The organism is Pseudomonas sp. AC172, from assembly GCF_979258595.1.
The window spans coordinates 4,563,086-4,577,232 of the sequence record NZ_OZ409868.1 but is presented as its reverse complement, the minus strand read 5'-3'; the positions used below and the strand labels follow the sequence as shown (position 1 = coordinate 4,577,232).

Annotated in this window: 15 protein-coding genes; 4 read left to right on the top strand and 11 right to left on the bottom strand. The window is 59.1% G+C overall.

Features of this window, described 5'->3' with window-relative positions:
* Nucleotides 1-88: 88 nt before the first annotated feature.
* Nucleotides 89-1,294: an acyltransferase family protein gene (locus tag ACZ0A4_RS20645; protein ID WP_141126629.1), complete on the top strand. Its 1,206-nt coding sequence runs from the start codon at nt 89-91 to the stop codon at nt 1,292-1,294.
* 77 nt (nt 1,295-1,371) lie between these two features.
* Here ACZ0A4_RS20645 and ACZ0A4_RS20640 read toward each other — a convergent pair whose 3' ends face one another.
* The 7 genes from ACZ0A4_RS20640 to ACZ0A4_RS20610 form a co-directional block, all read right to left on the bottom strand.
* The gene (locus tag ACZ0A4_RS20640; RefSeq protein WP_463576219.1) at nt 1,372-2,529 is read right to left on the bottom strand and encodes a glutathionylspermidine synthase family protein; all 1,158 of its coding nucleotides are present in this window, start codon (nt 2,527-2,529) and stop codon (nt 1,372-1,374) included.
* A gap of 2 nt (nt 2,530-2,531) precedes the next feature.
* Entirely contained in the window at nt 2,532-3,224 is a 693-nt protein-coding gene (locus ACZ0A4_RS20635; protein ID WP_463576217.1) for a DUF1190 domain-containing protein, read from the bottom strand.
* A gap of 17 nt (nt 3,225-3,241) precedes the next feature.
* On the bottom strand, nt 3,242-3,667 hold the full coding sequence (locus ACZ0A4_RS20630) for a DUF350 domain-containing protein (RefSeq protein WP_016983572.1): 426 nt from the start codon (nt 3,665-3,667) through the stop codon (nt 3,242-3,244).
* 15 nt (nt 3,668-3,682) lie between these two features.
* Nucleotides 3,683-4,333, bottom strand: a complete 651-nt coding sequence (locus ACZ0A4_RS20625) for a DUF2491 family protein (protein ID WP_141126625.1) — start codon at nt 4,331-4,333, stop codon at nt 3,683-3,685.
* Nucleotides 4,334-4,533: 200 nt separating this feature from the next.
* Nucleotides 4,534-5,232, bottom strand: a complete 699-nt coding sequence (locus tag ACZ0A4_RS20620) for a PspA/IM30 family protein (protein WP_038362095.1) — start codon at nt 5,230-5,232, stop codon at nt 4,534-4,536.
* A gap of 17 nt (nt 5,233-5,249) precedes the next feature.
* A complete protein-coding gene (locus tag ACZ0A4_RS20615; protein ID WP_253756885.1) occupies nt 5,250-5,831 on the bottom strand; it encodes a YjfI family protein in 582 nt (193 codons plus the stop codon).
* Nucleotides 5,832-6,063: 232 nt separating this feature from the next.
* On the bottom strand, nt 6,064-6,618 hold the full coding sequence (locus ACZ0A4_RS20610; protein ID WP_463576216.1) for a cysteine hydrolase family protein: 555 nt from the start codon (nt 6,616-6,618) through the stop codon (nt 6,064-6,066).
* 101 nt (nt 6,619-6,719) lie between these two features.
* Between ACZ0A4_RS20610 and ACZ0A4_RS20605 the strand changes: the two genes are divergently transcribed.
* The 3 genes from ACZ0A4_RS20605 to ACZ0A4_RS20595 all read left to right on the top strand — a co-directional run bounded on the left by ACZ0A4_RS20605 (nt 6,720) and on the right by ACZ0A4_RS20595 (nt 9,860).
* On the top strand, nt 6,720-7,721 hold the full coding sequence (locus ACZ0A4_RS20605) for a GlxA family transcriptional regulator (protein ID WP_463576214.1): 1,002 nt from the start codon (nt 6,720-6,722) through the stop codon (nt 7,719-7,721).
* A 281-nt stretch (nt 7,722-8,002) separates the two neighbouring features.
* A complete protein-coding gene (locus ACZ0A4_RS20600; protein ID WP_463576212.1) occupies nt 8,003-9,112 on the top strand; it encodes a DUF3182 family protein in 1,110 nt (369 codons plus the stop codon).
* Nucleotides 9,102-9,860, top strand: coding sequence for an alpha/beta hydrolase family protein (locus ACZ0A4_RS20595; protein WP_463576210.1), 759 nt, complete (start codon nt 9,102-9,104; stop codon nt 9,858-9,860). Before ACZ0A4_RS20600 ends, ACZ0A4_RS20595 begins: the two co-directional genes overlap by 11 nt.
* Before the next feature lie 111 nt (nt 9,861-9,971).
* Here ACZ0A4_RS20595 and ACZ0A4_RS20590 read toward each other — a convergent pair whose 3' ends face one another.
* The 4 genes from ACZ0A4_RS20590 to ACZ0A4_RS20575 are packed head-to-tail and all read right to left on the bottom strand — an operon-like array spanning nt 9,972 to nt 13,946.
* Nucleotides 9,972-10,958, bottom strand: a complete 987-nt coding sequence (locus ACZ0A4_RS20590; RefSeq protein ID WP_463576208.1) for a lysylphosphatidylglycerol synthase domain-containing protein — start codon at nt 10,956-10,958, stop codon at nt 9,972-9,974.
* Nucleotides 10,955-12,229: a cardiolipin synthase ClsB gene (gene clsB, locus ACZ0A4_RS20585; RefSeq protein ID WP_463576205.1), complete on the bottom strand. Its 1,275-nt coding sequence runs from the start codon at nt 12,227-12,229 to the stop codon at nt 10,955-10,957. The genes ACZ0A4_RS20590 and clsB overlap by 4 nt, the downstream gene beginning before the upstream one ends.
* On the bottom strand, nt 12,226-13,023 hold the full coding sequence (locus tag ACZ0A4_RS20580) for an endonuclease/exonuclease/phosphatase family protein (RefSeq protein ID WP_102901721.1): 798 nt from the start codon (nt 13,021-13,023) through the stop codon (nt 12,226-12,228). The genes clsB and ACZ0A4_RS20580 overlap by 4 nt, the downstream gene beginning before the upstream one ends.
* The gene (locus tag ACZ0A4_RS20575; protein ID WP_463576203.1) at nt 13,020-13,946 is read right to left on the bottom strand and encodes a DUF72 domain-containing protein; all 927 of its coding nucleotides are present in this window, start codon (nt 13,944-13,946) and stop codon (nt 13,020-13,022) included. The genes ACZ0A4_RS20580 and ACZ0A4_RS20575 overlap by 4 nt, the downstream gene beginning before the upstream one ends.
* Nucleotides 13,947-14,147 lie beyond the last annotated feature (201 nt).

Below are 14,147 nucleotides of genomic sequence, written 5' to 3'. Positions count from 1 at the left end.
CCCCGGCGGCTGGAGAACCGGCCCATCTTCTCAAGAACAGATTGCGTGACTATCAGCGCTTGTTCATTCACAAAAACAAGAGAAACCGATGAGCAGTAGCAAAAACAAGGAAATTGAGTTTCTGCGGGGCGTGGCCATTCTCATGACCATTTTTGCCCATCTCCCTCAGTTGTTGCCGTTCTTCGGTTTATACCTGTTGAAGGTGTTCAATGTGTATGCGCCGTGGACCGGCGTTGATCTATTCTTCTGTATTTCCGGTTTCGTCGTCAGCAAGGCCTATCTCGATTACTTCGATAAGAACCGCGAGCAGAACCGCTTTGGCCTTGCGGCAACGTCTTTCTGGATCCGGCGCGCCTACCGATTGCTGCCGACAGCCTGGCTGTGGGTGTTGATACCGCTGGCGTTCTCGATCTTTTTCAACCAGTCGAATGCGTTCCAGTCCTGGTACGAAAACTTGCGCAGTTTCACCGCGGTGGCCACGTTCTCCGGTAACCTGGCGAATCAGTACGGGGTGCTGCTGGGGCCGAATTCCGTGTATTGGAGCCTGGCGCTGGAAGAGCAGTTCTACTTCATCTTTCCGTTGTTCCTGCTGTTGGTGACGTCGCCCCGCTGGCGCGTGATGATTCTGATCCTGCTGATCGCGGCGCAATTTCCGTTCAATCGCGATACCTTCGCAGCCCCTCCCGCACCGATGCTTTTCTCGTTCCGCCTGGACGCGATGATGTGGGGGATTCTGCTTTGCCTGTTCACCCGCACCTCTTTGTACAAGGATATTGAACCTGTCGGGCTTGGCGGCAGCAGGTTCAAGCGTCTGGCCATCACGTTGTTCCTTCTGTACATGATGGGCGCCATCGCCGGTCAGATGATCATGGCGCCGATTGCCGTCGGTCTGATCGCGATCACGGCGTTGATCATTGTCTGGCTCGCCAGTTATCAGAAGGGCTACATCTACTGCCCGGCGCTGCTCAATGGTCTTTTCCAGTGGCTCGGTTCGCGCTCTTACGCGTTATACGTCGTGCACATCTTTGCCTACCATCTGAGCACCGAGATCTGGACGCGTATTGCCGCCAGCAGAGACGTGGAGCTGGGGGCTGCCTTCACGGTAGAGCTGCTGCTGACCTCACTGGTGATCATGGTCGTGTGCAGTGAACTCAATTTCCGCTTCGTCGAAACGCCATTGCGGCGCCGTGGGGCAGAGATCGCCCGGCGCAGAATGGCTGGCGTTGGCGCGACTGAAACGGCCAGGGAAAAACCACCCGTGGAATCGCCGGTTCGTTCGGTGGATATTGCGTAATCTGGCGCAGAAACAAAAAAACCGCAGTGCGCAAACGCTGCGGTTTATTAGTGTCGGGCAGCCATCTGCCGAGCAAGTCAGTCGAGGATCAGGTGCGGCAGAAACCGGCTCGAATCTTTGGTGATCAGGCTGTTATCTTCCCTTACACCAATCCCCGCTGCCTGATCGCCGATCACCCAGGAACCGATCAGCGTGTAGCTGTCGCCAAATTTCGGCAGCGGTGCAAATTCCTGCAGGATAAACGGCGCATCAGTGTAGGGACCGTCCTCTTTGACGATCAGACCGTCAGCCGTTTGCAGCTCAATGTTGGCGCCTTCCCGGGAAAAGTATGGCTTGCGTACCCAGCCCTTGGGTACGGCGTTGGCCGGATTCGGGTCGAGATGCGCGGCCAGCAGATTCGGATGACCTTTGTGCAGTTCCCACAGCAACGGCAGTGCCCCCTTGTTCGACAGAATCGCCTTCCACGCCGGTTCGAAAAACTGCGTGTCGCACTCGGCAATCGCCGCGCCGAACGGTTCGTGGAAGATAAACTCCCAGGCATGCAGCTTGAACAGGTGCGCAATCCAGCGATCTTCCAGATCGACGAAACGCCCTTCAGCCGTCAAACCGATGTCTTCAATATCGATGTGCCGTGATTCGATGCCGACCTTCTCGGCGATCAGCCGCAGGTAATCCGTGGTGCCCTTGTCCTCAACCGATTCTTTCATCGAGGCGAAGTAGAACGGCCGCTTCAGTTGTAACTCAGCAAAGGCCTGATGCAGTTGGGTGTCGATGCTGTTGAACTGGTCGGCATGGCGCGGCAGCGTGCCGCGCTCGATGCATTGTTCCAGCCAGCCCCACTGAAACGCCGCTGCTTCATAAAGACTGGTCGGGGTGTCGTAGTTGAGCTCCAGCAGTTTCGCCGGGCCGTTGCCGCTGTAGGAAAAGTCCATGCGGCCGTACAGATGCGGATGACCTTCCAGCCAGGAAGTTCGGATCATGTCGTAGTACGGCGCCGGGATGCTCAAGCGATCGAGCAGTTCCTCGCTGTGCACCACACGGTCGACCAGGTCCATGCACATCTCGTGCAGTTCGGTGGTCGGATCCTCAAGATCGTTTTCGATCTGCGCGAGCGTGAACTGGTAGTACGCGCTTTCGTCCCAGTACGGCTCGTCGTCTATGGTGTGGAACATGAAGCCGAGACTTTCGGCAGTGTGTTTCCAGTCGGGGCGCTCGGCGCAGAGGATCTTCTTCATGGTCAGCTGCTCGAACGACCGGAACCAGAACTGCTGCCCCAGCCACCCCAACCGCTGCGGGCGCTGGATTGGCTGCCGAAGCCGCCGCGTGACGTCGAAGAAGCCACGTTGACCGGTTTGCTTTTGCTGCTCTCGTAATCCGTTTGGCTGCGCGTCGTGGTTTCGGCTCTGCGGTACTGCGTCGAGGTGTTGTATGGCTGGCGCGTTTCGCGATCGCGGTAAACCGTGCGTTCGGCGTTGTTGCTCATCGCGTTGCCGATCAGCCAGCCGGTCAGCCAGCCATTTCCGCCACCGCTGGAGACGTGCGAAGTGCTTTGCACATTCTGCGCCGTTGCATTACCGGCGGGCATCTGGGCATTGGCGATGGCGTCGAGGTTCTGCTCCGGCTCACCTTCCTGCGGCACTTTGAAGCCGCCGAGTTTCGGCACGAAGCGGCCGTCGGAATTCTTCTGGCACCAGTCAGCGGCGAAATCTGCGTCGCACTTGGCTTTGGCGTCGTATGCCGGGGCGATGCGCCGGTGTTCGGTCAGAGCGGCGACGTAGGCGTTGGAGCAGACATCGGCAGCCACTTCGGCGTCGACGCACTGTTCAACGTTCTGAAAATTGCGCGGTTGATCCGCGGCTGTCACTTGGCCGGAAACGGCCATGGCCACCGAGGCGGCGAGGGACAACTGAACGTATTTGCTGCGTTTCATCTAAGGCTTCCTGCCGATCAGTTGGACGGTGTCATGCACGCGGCGTTGAGCATGCCGACGCTGATCGCGACCGCCGCGACGTAGATACCGGAGGCGATTTCACCATTGGCGATGCGCTGGGAGGTGCCTTTGAGCACCAGACCCGTGGCAAGAAACGCCAGCAGTTGCACGACGGCGGCAATCACTGCCCAGAGTACGAAGTCGAGAACATTGACCGAAAATGCAATCACGTTACTGGCAGGAATCGCGAAACCGATGATCGCGCCGGCCAGGGCGATGGCGGCGGCAACGTTGCCGGAACGGATCAGCTCGAATTCCTTGTGCGGCGTGATGCGCGTGTAGACGAATTGAAACAGCATGAACAGCAGTACGGCGCCGATGAGGTAGACGACGAAACCGACCAGAGCGGTTTTGTTCAGGGAAACAGCCAGCACTTCCAGCATGTAAAACTTCCTTTTTTAAATGGTGCTCAGATCTGTCGTGTACAGCGAGATGCCGAGCGAGGTGCTCAGGCTGACGGTGCCTTCTTCATCCTGTTCGACGGAGAACAGCAGCAATTCGCGGCGATCGGTCAGGCCGGTCTCGCGCGCATAAAGCATGGAGTGGTGTTCGATGGTGTAGCTCTCGTCCGGATTGACCACCTGTTCGGTCATCGGTACGAGTTCGGTCTGGCCGTGCTCGGTGCCCCACTCGCGGGTGTATTCGACACCTTCGTGGGTGTAGGTCGGCAGTCCGATCGAGCTATTGGGGCCGGCCAGGCGCTGCAGTTCGGCGTCACTGTTGACGGTCACGTAACTGAGGTAGTTGAACAGGGTGACCGATTCGATCTGATCGTCACCGGTGACGTGGATCTGCAGCCAGAAATCCTCGTCATTCATGTAATAGCGGTGCAGTTTATTGGACTGGCCGAGGTCGACCCAGCCGTGGCTCCAGATCGCCTGATCGAAGGGCACTCGCACTGTAGTCGAGCCATCGAGCAACAGCGCCAGCGTCGTATCGAACCTGACAGCCTTGCCTTGGGCCATGCCGAGTGGGCCACTGGCAACGGTCGGTGTTGGCGCAGCGGTCTGCCAGTTGCTGGTGCCCAGCAAGTCTTTAAACCATCCCATGGGTACGTTCCTTGAAGCGGGTGGAGGTGTTCGTCGGCGAAAAAAACGTCGCTAGTGTACCGGGCCGAACGGCGAACGACACGCCGTAAACCATGTGGGAGCGAGCTTGCTCGCGAAGAGGGCGTGTCAGTCAACATTGATGGCGACTGATACGACGCTTTCGCGAGCAAGCTCGCTCCCACAGGTTTTTTGCGCAGTGTTTACTGAGCAGACTTTTGCTTCAGACGCTCAAGAATCGCGTTGGCGCTGCCTTCGTTCGGCGTGATGCCGGCGTCGCGCAGTTTGCGTTCCAGGTCGTTGCCGGTCGAAGCGTCAGCCAGTTCGTCGGCAGCGCTCAATTCAGCCGCGCGTTGCTGCTGCTTGGCTTGCAGGCGGTTCAACGTGCCGACGGCGGTTTCCAGTTTGCCATTGGCGCCACCGCTGGCGATGGAGGCGCTGACCTGGGCTTTCTGCACGCTTTCGCGGGCCTTGGCCATGTCCACTTGCTGGCGCAGGCTCTTGATACGCGACTCGGCTTTGCTGATGTCTTTGCGCATATTTTCGGCGTAGGTGCCGAACTCGTCGCTCTGCTTTTTCTCAACATCCAGCTCGTTGGTCAGGGTCGAAATCGCTTCGGCCACTTCCAGCGCCAGGTCTTCACGGCCGGCGTTCAGCGCCGAGACGGCTTTGGCTTCCAGATCCTTGATCTTGGCGTCGTACTCGCTCACGCGGTCGGCGGCCAGTTTGTGTTTGGCCATGATGGTGACCAGTTCGCGACGGGCGTTCGACAGCGCGCTGTCGGCATCGCGAATTTCCTGGTCGAGGATGCGCAGGGCCTGTTGGTCAGCGATCGCTTCGCCGACTTCATTGGCGCCGCCGCGCAGTGCGGTGAACAACTTGCTCCAGATGGACTGAGTCATTGGATATTCCCTGTTGATTACTTGAAGAAGTGTTCGAAGGCTTCACTCGCGCGCTGCACGTTGTCGACCAGGGTTTTCACCTCGGTTACCACGTTGGTCAGGCTCGAGTCGGCGCTGAGGGCGCCAAACATGTTGTAAACGGTCTGCCCGTTCGGCATCGACTCGATACCGATCGACGACAGCGGGAACATTTCCCGGCTGCGCAGCACGGCATCGTTGAAGGCGCGCACGTCGCTGATCGAATCGATGTCCACCAGCACGGTGTCGACGATGATCTGCTGGCCGGCCAGGGCGATGTGAATCGGCAGACCGCCGAATTCGTTCATTTCCAGCTTGATGCTGGGTTCGGAGCTCTGGATCAGCGACAGAGTAATCTCTTGCGAAGCCACCTCGTCCAGGGCCTTGAGGGCGTTGAAGAGGCTATCGATGGTCCAGTTGTTGCCTGCGCTCATGTAATTCTCCGACATGAAAGAGCCAGCCAGAATCGGTTGGCGTAGCTGTTGCTCCATTTGCTTGAGCAAGCTTCGGTTTTCGGGAAGCACCCAAGTTTCGTGTTTCACATAACCGGCAGCGGCCAGGCCCGCGCGCATCTGCTTCATATAAAAGCTCGACGGTTTTTTCGCCGACGGTTTCGCGCGCTCCCCCTTCGGGCTCTCTGATTTCACTGTGGGGGAACGGGTTTTCATGGCAATGGCTCGGTTATGAACATCTCACGCGTGAGCCACACTACAACCAATTCAAAGTGCCATCAATGGCTCACGCGTGAGATTTTTATGACAGACGAAAAAAGGCCCGCAATAACGCGGGCCCAGTGTTTTTGCAAAATATGACTCAGCTTTTGGCTGCGAGGAATTGGTCAGTGGATACCACGCTGGCGTAGGCAAAACCCAGCGCTGACATGAAAGCCGCGTGCACGTGGGCGGCCGGCACAGTAAGCCCGTTGAATTCCAGATCACGGCTGGCGCAGGCATCATGAATCACCGTGACGCCATAACCCAGATCCGCTGCGGCACGGGTAATGCCGTCAACGCACATGTGGCTCATGCTGCCAACCACCACCAGTTCCTTGATGCCTTGTTCGTCGAGGATCGATTGCAGTTCGGTTTCGCGGAACGAGTTGACGAAGTGTTTGAGCACCACCGGCTCATCGGCGCGGTTGAGCACTTTCGAGTGCAGCTTGGCGCCCTCGGAACCCGGGGTGAAAAACGGCGCGTCGGCTGAGGTGAATTCGTGGCGAATGTGTATTACCGAATCGCCGGCCTCGCGGAACGCGGCGATCAGCCGGACGGCGTTGTCGGCGGCGGCATCAGCACCGGCCAGCGGCCACTTGCCTTGAGGGAAGTAGTCGTTCTGGATATCGACTACGATGAGCGCTTGCTTGGCCATGGGGGTGTCCTCTATGTAGTGGCTGGAAGTGGCTTCAGTATTGGCCCTGGCCAGCGCTTCGAGGATTGGCCGCACCGACAATAGACAGGGGAAAACTGACAATGGGCGCAGAAAGGGCTGCTACCGCTGAACTGGGTGTGCTGATCTATCCCGGCGCGCAGATGGCAGCGGTGCATGGTTTGACCGACCTGTTTGCGGTGGCCAACCGGATAGCCGCTGAGCATCAGGCCGCGCAGTTGCCTGTGCTGCGGGTCAGTCACTGGCAGGTCGAAGGTGATCAGCCGCCAACGCGCACTTACGCCAGTCATGCGGGTGACGACAGGGCTTTGCTGGCGGTGCTGATTCCGCCATCGATCGGCGGGTTCTCGGCCGCGCAAGCGCCGGCCAGCCTGATGCAATGGTTACGGGATCAACATGCCCTCGGTGCGACGCTTGGCGGGGTTTGCGTAGGCTCGCTGATGTTGGCTGAAAGCGGTCTGCTCGACGGCCGCAGCGCCACCACCCATTGGACTTCGGCCAAGACTTTCGCCGAGCGATATCCGAATATCAGGCTCAAGGCCGATACACCGATTGTCGATGACGGCGACCTGATCACCACCGCCGGATTGATGGCGTGGTCGGAACTGGGATTACGTCTGGTCGACAGGTTGCTCGGGCCGAGCATTGCCACCGGCACCGCGCGATTTCTGGTGATAGAGCACAGTGACAGCGCCAGTGAGTGCGGCAGTAATTTCGCGCCGATTCTCGGTCATGGCGATGCGGCGATTCTCAAGGTGCAGCATTGGCTGCAAAGCACCGGTGCGACGGAGGTTTCGCTGACTGCAATGGCTGAGCGGGCCGGGTTGGAAGAGCGCACCTTTCTGCGGCGTTTCCGCGCGGCGAGCGGGTTGAAACCGACCGAGTACTGCCAACATCTGCGGGTGGGCAAGGCGAGGGAAATGCTCGAGTTCAGCAATGGCACGATCGATCACATTGCGTGGACGGTGGGCTATCAGGATCCGGGCGCGTTTCGCGCGATCTTCAAGAAGATTACCGGGCTGGCGCCGAGTGATTATCGGGCGCGGTTTGGTGTAACCCCAAACCCGAAGCCGACAAATTCCTAATGTAGGCCTTCGCCTGCTCGCGATTGCGATTCGTCAATTAAGAACAGGTCGACTGACCCACCGCTATCGCGAGCAGGCGAAGGCCTACAGGAGACCGTGCAAGGTTCGGGATCGTGCAATTTGCCGGGTTTTTGCGCGCGGTCGTGCAGATTGATACAGGCGTGGTGCCAGCACGATTCTGGCAAGTTTCTGATTGGCCTGGGATTTTCGTAGAGCGGCCGTTGGCCTGATCTCTGCACCTCTCACCGCTACAGTCATCTAACCGATGGAAGGGGGGACGCATGACCCCGACACCCAGCAAGAAGATCGTCGTCGCGCATTCGGTACGTGCCGACGCGCCGCAACATGAAGTTCAGACCAACAAGGCTTTGGCCCGCTGGTTGGCGCAAATTCTGGGGTTCAAATTCGGTGGCAGTTACGCAGCTGAAAAACACCACGGCCGTGATCTGTATCTATTACCGACGCAAACCATCGTCGGCACGGCCAGTGCTCACCAACTCGGCATTCAGGGCCCGGAGGATCTGTGGGGCGGGTTCGTCGAGCACGACTTTATCTGCACCAAAGCCATCAGCCATGGCCTGCGCAGTCATCTGGCCCACGCGCCGCAAGGCTGGTCGCCATTGTTTTCCGAGCGGGTGCGCAATGTGGTGCTCGATGGCCTCAGCGTGTTTGCGCTGGAAGATGCGCGACCAGCCGCCGAACACCTGTTGTACAGCGGCCCGATACGCATGAAGCCGGTTCATGCCTGCGCCGGTCGTGGCCAGGAAGTGATCAAGAGTCTCGACGCCTTCGACCAAATCCTTGCCCGCCCCGACATTGCAAAGCAGTTCAGCGAGGGCGTGGTGCTGGAACAGGACTTGAGCGACGTTGTCACCCACAGCGTCGGCCAGTCGTTCATCGGCGATAAAGTACTGAGCTACTGCGGTGATCAATACTTGACCAAGGATGCTCATGGCGAAGAGGTCTATGGCGGCTCGAATCTGCTGGTGGTGCAGGGTGGTTATGACGAACTGCTGACGCTGGACCTGCCCGACGATGTGCGTCTGGCCATTGAGCAGGCGCAGGTTTTCGACAGTGCGGCGAATGAAGCCTATCCGCGTTTTTACGCCTCGCGACGCAATTACGACATCGCCCAGGGCCTGGACAGCAACGGTAAATCCCGCAGCGGTGTACTCGAACAATCGTGGCGCATGGGCGGCGCCAGCAGCGCTGAGGTCGCGGCACTGCAAAGTTTCGTCAACGATCCGGGTATGCGAGCGATTCGTGTGTCCTCGGTGGAAACCTACATCGATCAGCCACTGCCGGCGGACGCCATCGAGGTCTATCGCGGACCGGCTGAGAACAGTGAATTTCTCCTCAAATACGTAACGGTCAAATCCTATGACGGCTAGAAGCGAAAGCATTCAAATCGACATTGATGATGAACAGATGAGCGGGACCTTTCTCAGTCCCAAATCGAAAGTCCCGGGAGTGTTGTTCGTGCACGGTTGGGGCGGTAGTCAGGAACGTGATCTCGAGCGGGCCAAAGGCATCGCCGGCCTCGGCTGTGTGTGCCTGACCTTCGACTTGCGCGGTCACACCGGCGGCACCGGCATCCCGCTGACCCGCGTTACCCGTGAAGATAACCTGCGTGATTTGCTCGCGGCCTATGACCGCTTGCTCGCGCATCCGGCGCTCGACACCTCGGCGATCGCCGTGGTCGGCACCAGTTATGGCGGTTACCTGGCGGCGATCCTGACTTCGCTGCGTCCGGTGCGCTGGCTGGCGTTGCGCGTGCCAGCGCTGTATCGCGACGAGCAATGGCACACGCCCAAGCGTGAGCTGGACAAGGCCGATTTGCGCGATTACCGCAGCACGCTGGTGCGCGCGGACACCAACCGGGCACTGCATGCCTGCTCGCAATTCAACGGGGATGTGTTGCTGGTGGAGTCCGAAACCGACGATTACGTGCCTCACGCGGCGATCATGAGTTATCGCGCGGCGTGCCAGCAGACCCATTCACTGACGCACCGGATAATCGACGGCGCCGATCATGCGTTGAGCGAACCGGTGTCGCAGCAGGCTTACACCTCGATTCTGGTGGACTGGATTACCGAGATGGTCGTGGGCGAACGGTTGAGCATTATTCAGTCGGCTTGATCTTTTAGTGTTCTTTCACGCCTTCGCGAGCAAGCTCGCTCGCACAGGGGATCGCGTTTCAAATGTGGGAGCGAGCTTGCTCGCGAAGGGGCCATCAACTTCACCGAAAACTCAAGAAGGTTTCTTCTCGATCCGAAGCGCCTTGGCTTTGGCCTCCACCACCAGATACATCACCACCGTGATCAGCAACGGCAACAGAAAATAAATCGCCCGATACGCCAGCAACCCCGCCACCAGACTGCCCCTCGAAGCCTCATGTTGCAGCAACGCCACAAACACCGCTTCCAGCACCCCAAGCCCCGCTGGAATATGCGTGATGACTCCGGCAATCGCACTGATCAACAACACGCCCAGCACCAACGGGTAATCGAGTTTGCTTGGTAACAAAGTGAAAATCACCGCCGCCATCAGCGACCAGTTCAACGCCCCCAACAGCAGTTGCAGGACCGCCATGCGCAACGACGGCAGGTTGATTTCCACGCCGCGAATCGACCACTCGCGGCGCTTGGAAAACTGACACGCGGTCAGATAGCCGACGCTGATCAGTAGCAACAACACGCCGATGCCTTGCAGCGCACTGCTGCTGATTTTCCAGCCCGGCGGCATCGTCACCAATCCGCTGCTGAACACCGCGCCGGCAATGGTCATGTAGCCGAACCAATTGGTCGCCAGGCTCAATCCGAGAATCTTGGCGATGTTGCTTTTGCTCACGCCAAGGCGCGAATACAGCCGATAGCGCATGGCGATGCCGCCCACCCATGCGCTCAAATTCAAGTTGAACGCATAGCTGATGATCCCCACTGGCAGAATCTGTTTCCAGGTCAGGTCCTGACGGATGTAAGTGCGGCCGATCAGATCAAAACTGGCGTACACGAGAAAGCTCAGCAGCGTCAGGCTAGCGGCGATGATCAATGTGCGCACCTTGAAGTCGGCGAGAGTTTGCAGCACCTCGGCCCATTCGATGCGCATGGCGAACAGCGTCAGCAACACGATCAGTGCGAGGAAAAACAGCAGGGTCAACGGGCGCTTCCAGCGACTCCATTTCGAATGAGTTGCTGGCGCCGCCTGGCCGCTCGGGTGCGCTTCGGAATGGCTCATGGCGTGTTACCTCGAAATGGCTTGAGCCTCGGTTTATGCGCCGGCAGCCAACCGGCCATCGCCGGGAAATGCCGCAGAAAGTGGAATACCAGAAACCCCACGGTCATGTGCCAGATGCGGCCACGCGGCGACTTGCTGGCATCCATGGCTTTGCAATGGTTTTGGCTGAGGTCTTCGAGGCGTTCGAACAGATGCTGATTGAAGGCACGGTCGCGGATCAGCACGTTGGCTTCCAGGTTCAGCGACAGGCTCAACGGGTCGAGATTGCTCGAACCAACGGTGCTCCACTCTTCGTCGACCAGCGCCACTTTGCCGTGCAGCGGGCGCTGGCAATATTCATGAATCTGCACGCCGGCCTTGAGCAGGTAGTCGTAGGTCATACGTGCCGCGAGTTTGGCCACCAGCATGTCCGGTTGGCCTTGCAGAATCAGGCGCACCTCGACCCCGCGCCGCGCCGCGTTACGGATTTCACGTAGCAAACGGTAACCGGGAAAAAAGTAGGCGTTGGCGATCACGACCCGGTGTTTGGCACGGCGCAGTACCTGCAGATACACGTCTTCTATATCGGAGTTGTGCTGGTCGTTATCGCGGAACACCAGACGCACCTGTCCGTCGTGATCCTCGAAAGCCATCTCCGCGCGGCGCTGGCGCCGGCGTTGCCACCAGAACCGCGCACGACCTGGCCGACCGCTTTGCAGCAGGGCGAAGTGGTGGATGTCAGCGACTGCCGGCCCTTGGATCTGCACCGAATAATCCTGCTTGGCTTCAGGGCCGAAATCAGCGAGGTGATCGCCGGAAAAGTTGATCCCGCCAATAAACGCGGTCAGGCCGTCGACCACTACGATCTTGCGGTGCAAACGACGGAACCAGTTGGTGCGAATGCCCAGGTGTTTCGGCGCCGGATCGAAGATTTGCAGGTGCACGCCGGCCTTGCTCAGCGCGGTGAGATAATCGGTGGTCAACTCGCCGCAACCAAATCCGTCGAGGCTGACCGTGGTGCGCACACCGCGCCGGGCGGCATCGATCAGAATCTCCTGTAACTCGGCACCGACCTTGTCTTCAAAAACGATAAAGGTTTCCAGGAGGATTTCACTTTTCGCCGCGCGCATCGCGTCGAACACACGCGGGAAATACTCCTCACCATTTTCCAGCAACTCGACGCGATTGTTGCCCTGCCAGCGGTACTCGACATCAACGTGGCCGGGCTCGCGTATCGGCGGGTTGATGGCTATCGGTTCCACAGCGGATTTCTCCAGCGGCGCGCTGCTCATAGTTCGATCTCTACCGATAAAGGAACGTGGTCGGAAAGGTGCGACCAAGGCCGGTTCGCCAGGACTTTCGGCTGGCTAGCCTTGAGGTTGCGCACGTAAATACGATCAAGGCGCAGTGTTGGCAGGCGCGCGGGAAAACTGCGCGCCGGTTTGCCCTGGTGCTCAGCGAACACTTCGCGCAGGCCGCAAGGTTTGAGCTGCGCATCGGCGCGCTGGCGCCAGTCGTTGAAATCGCCAGCGACGATCACCGGTGCGTCGTCGGGCAACTCCGCCAAGCGTTGCATGAGCAAGTCCAGCTGGGCGTTGCGATGACTTTCGCGCAGGCCCAGATGCACGCAGATCGCATGCACTTCGGTGCCGTCACCCGGCAGGCGCAACACGCAATGCAGGAGGCCGCGGTTCTCGTGGCCATTGATAGACACGTCGAGGTTGTCGTGACGGATGATCTGGAATTTCGACAGCAACGCGTTGCCGTGGTCGCCCTCCGGGTACACCGCGTTGCGCCCATAGGCGAACTGCGGCCAGAGGCTGTCGGCGAGGAATTCATATTGCGGCATCGTCGGCCAATTGCTGTAGCGCTTGGGATGATGTTCGTGGGTGCCGTGAACTTCCTGCAGAAACACTACGTCGGCGGCGACGCTGCGCACGGCTTCGCGCAGCTCCGGGAGGATGAAACGTCGGTTGAGGGCGGTGAAACCCTTGTGGGTATTGACCGTCAGCACGGTGAAGGTGCGTACCGAAGGCGCGACAACAGAGCCTTCATCAGTGAAGCCGACCGGTTCCGGAATGCTCATGGCAGCACTCCTTCTGCTACGGGCTCACCGGGAGCGGTGGCGAGGTCTTTATCCAGCTCGAAACGATGCAGCAACGCCCGTGCGTCGTAGGGCGCGCGGACTTTGATGTCGTTGTCGAAATAGCAGAACACTTCGCGGGACTTGCGTGCGCGTGGCTTCAAGCGTGGAGCGATCAGATGAGCATCCTTTGGTTGCTCGCCGTGGTGCCAAGCGTCGATGCGCTCGGCCCAGCGCTTGAGGGCTGGCGCGGTGTAGCCGCTGGCGTAGAGTTCCTCGGCACCGTGCAGACGCAGGTAGACAAAGTCGCTGGTGAGGTCTTCGCGGTACGGCCATTTATCGGCGGTGTCGGCGATCACCAGTGCGGTGTTGTAGCGCTTCAATAGGCGCACAAAATCGGGATCAAGGAAGCTGTCGTTGCGGATTTCCACTGCGTGGCGCAGCGGCTTTCTACGCCAGGCTTTCATGCTCGCGTGACCGTGCAGGTGAGCGTCGTGTTGCCGGGCGAGGGTGGCAGCGGCTTCGGTATCGTGGGGCAGTAGCGCGAGGAAATGTTGGAAACGCTCGGGCTCGAATTTGAAGTTCGGCGGAAACTGCCAAAGGATCGGCCCGAGCTTTTCCTTGAGTTCCAGCACCCCGGAGGCGAAGAAGTTCGCCAGTGGTTTTTCGATCTCGCGCAAGCGGCGAATGTGGGTGATGAAGCGCGGCGCCTTGACGCTGAAAACGAAGTCGTCGGGTGTTTCGGCGTACCACTGGGCATAACGTTCGGGCCGTTGCAGGGCGTAGAACGATCCATTGATTTCGATGCTGTTGACCGCTCTCGACGCGAACTGCAATTCGCGTTTCTGCGCCAGTCCCTTGGGGTAAAAGTCCCCGCGCCACGGTTCGTAGCGCCAGCCGGAAATACCGATATGAATCGTTGCCATGCCGCCCTCCCGTCGAAAGTCCTCGTGTTGCCGGTATCTTTTGATGACTGCGGGCGAGCCGGGAAAGTTTCGATGGCGTTACGGACGGTCAGGTCCAAGGCGAAGATCAAAAGCGCTCCCCCTCACCCCAACCCTCTTCCCCAGGGGGGCGAGGGGGAAGGGAGCTGATCTTCAGGGTTCTCAGGATTTGAGTTCGACTCC

What these genes read in the sequence shown, in the direction of transcription:
- ACZ0A4_RS20645 (WP_141126629.1), top strand. Translation starts at nt 89, where the DNA reads ATGAGCAGTAGCAAAAACAAGGAAATTGAGTTTCTGCGGGGCGTGGCC.
- ACZ0A4_RS20640 (WP_463576219.1), bottom strand. Translation starts at nt 2,529, where the DNA reads ATGAAGAAGATCCTCTGCGCCGAGCGCCCCGACTGGAAACACACTGCC.
- ACZ0A4_RS20635 (WP_463576217.1), bottom strand. Translation starts at nt 3,224, where the DNA reads ATGAAACGCAGCAAATACGTTCAGTTGTCCCTCGCCGCCTCGGTGGCC.
- ACZ0A4_RS20630 (WP_016983572.1), bottom strand. Translation starts at nt 3,667, where the DNA reads ATGCTGGAAGTGCTGGCTGTTTCCCTGAACAAAACCGCTCTGGTCGGT.
- ACZ0A4_RS20625 (WP_141126625.1), bottom strand. Translation starts at nt 4,333, where the DNA reads ATGGGATGGTTTAAAGACTTGCTGGGCACCAGCAACTGGCAGACCGCT.
- ACZ0A4_RS20620 (WP_038362095.1), bottom strand. Translation starts at nt 5,232, where the DNA reads ATGACTCAGTCCATCTGGAGCAAGTTGTTCACCGCACTGCGCGGCGGC.
- ACZ0A4_RS20615 (WP_253756885.1), bottom strand. Translation starts at nt 5,831, where the DNA reads ATGAAGCAGATGCGCGCGGGCCTGGCCGCTGCCGGTTATGTGAAACAC.
- ACZ0A4_RS20610 (WP_463576216.1), bottom strand. Translation starts at nt 6,618, where the DNA reads ATGGCCAAGCAAGCGCTCATCGTAGTCGATATCCAGAACGACTACTTC.
- ACZ0A4_RS20605 (WP_463576214.1), top strand. Translation starts at nt 6,720, where the DNA reads ATGGGCGCAGAAAGGGCTGCTACCGCTGAACTGGGTGTGCTGATCTAT.
- ACZ0A4_RS20600 (WP_463576212.1), top strand. Translation starts at nt 8,003, where the DNA reads ATGACCCCGACACCCAGCAAGAAGATCGTCGTCGCGCATTCGGTACGT.
- ACZ0A4_RS20595 (WP_463576210.1), top strand. Translation starts at nt 9,102, where the DNA reads ATGACGGCTAGAAGCGAAAGCATTCAAATCGACATTGATGATGAACAG.
- ACZ0A4_RS20590 (WP_463576208.1), bottom strand. Translation starts at nt 10,958, where the DNA reads ATGAGCCATTCCGAAGCGCACCCGAGCGGCCAGGCGGCGCCAGCAACT.
- clsB (WP_463576205.1), bottom strand. Translation starts at nt 12,229, where the DNA reads ATGAGCAGCGCGCCGCTGGAGAAATCCGCTGTGGAACCGATAGCCATC.
- ACZ0A4_RS20580 (WP_102901721.1), bottom strand. Translation starts at nt 13,023, where the DNA reads ATGAGCATTCCGGAACCGGTCGGCTTCACTGATGAAGGCTCTGTTGTC.
- ACZ0A4_RS20575 (WP_463576203.1), bottom strand. Translation starts at nt 13,946, where the DNA reads ATGGCAACGATTCATATCGGTATTTCCGGCTGGCGCTACGAACCGTGG.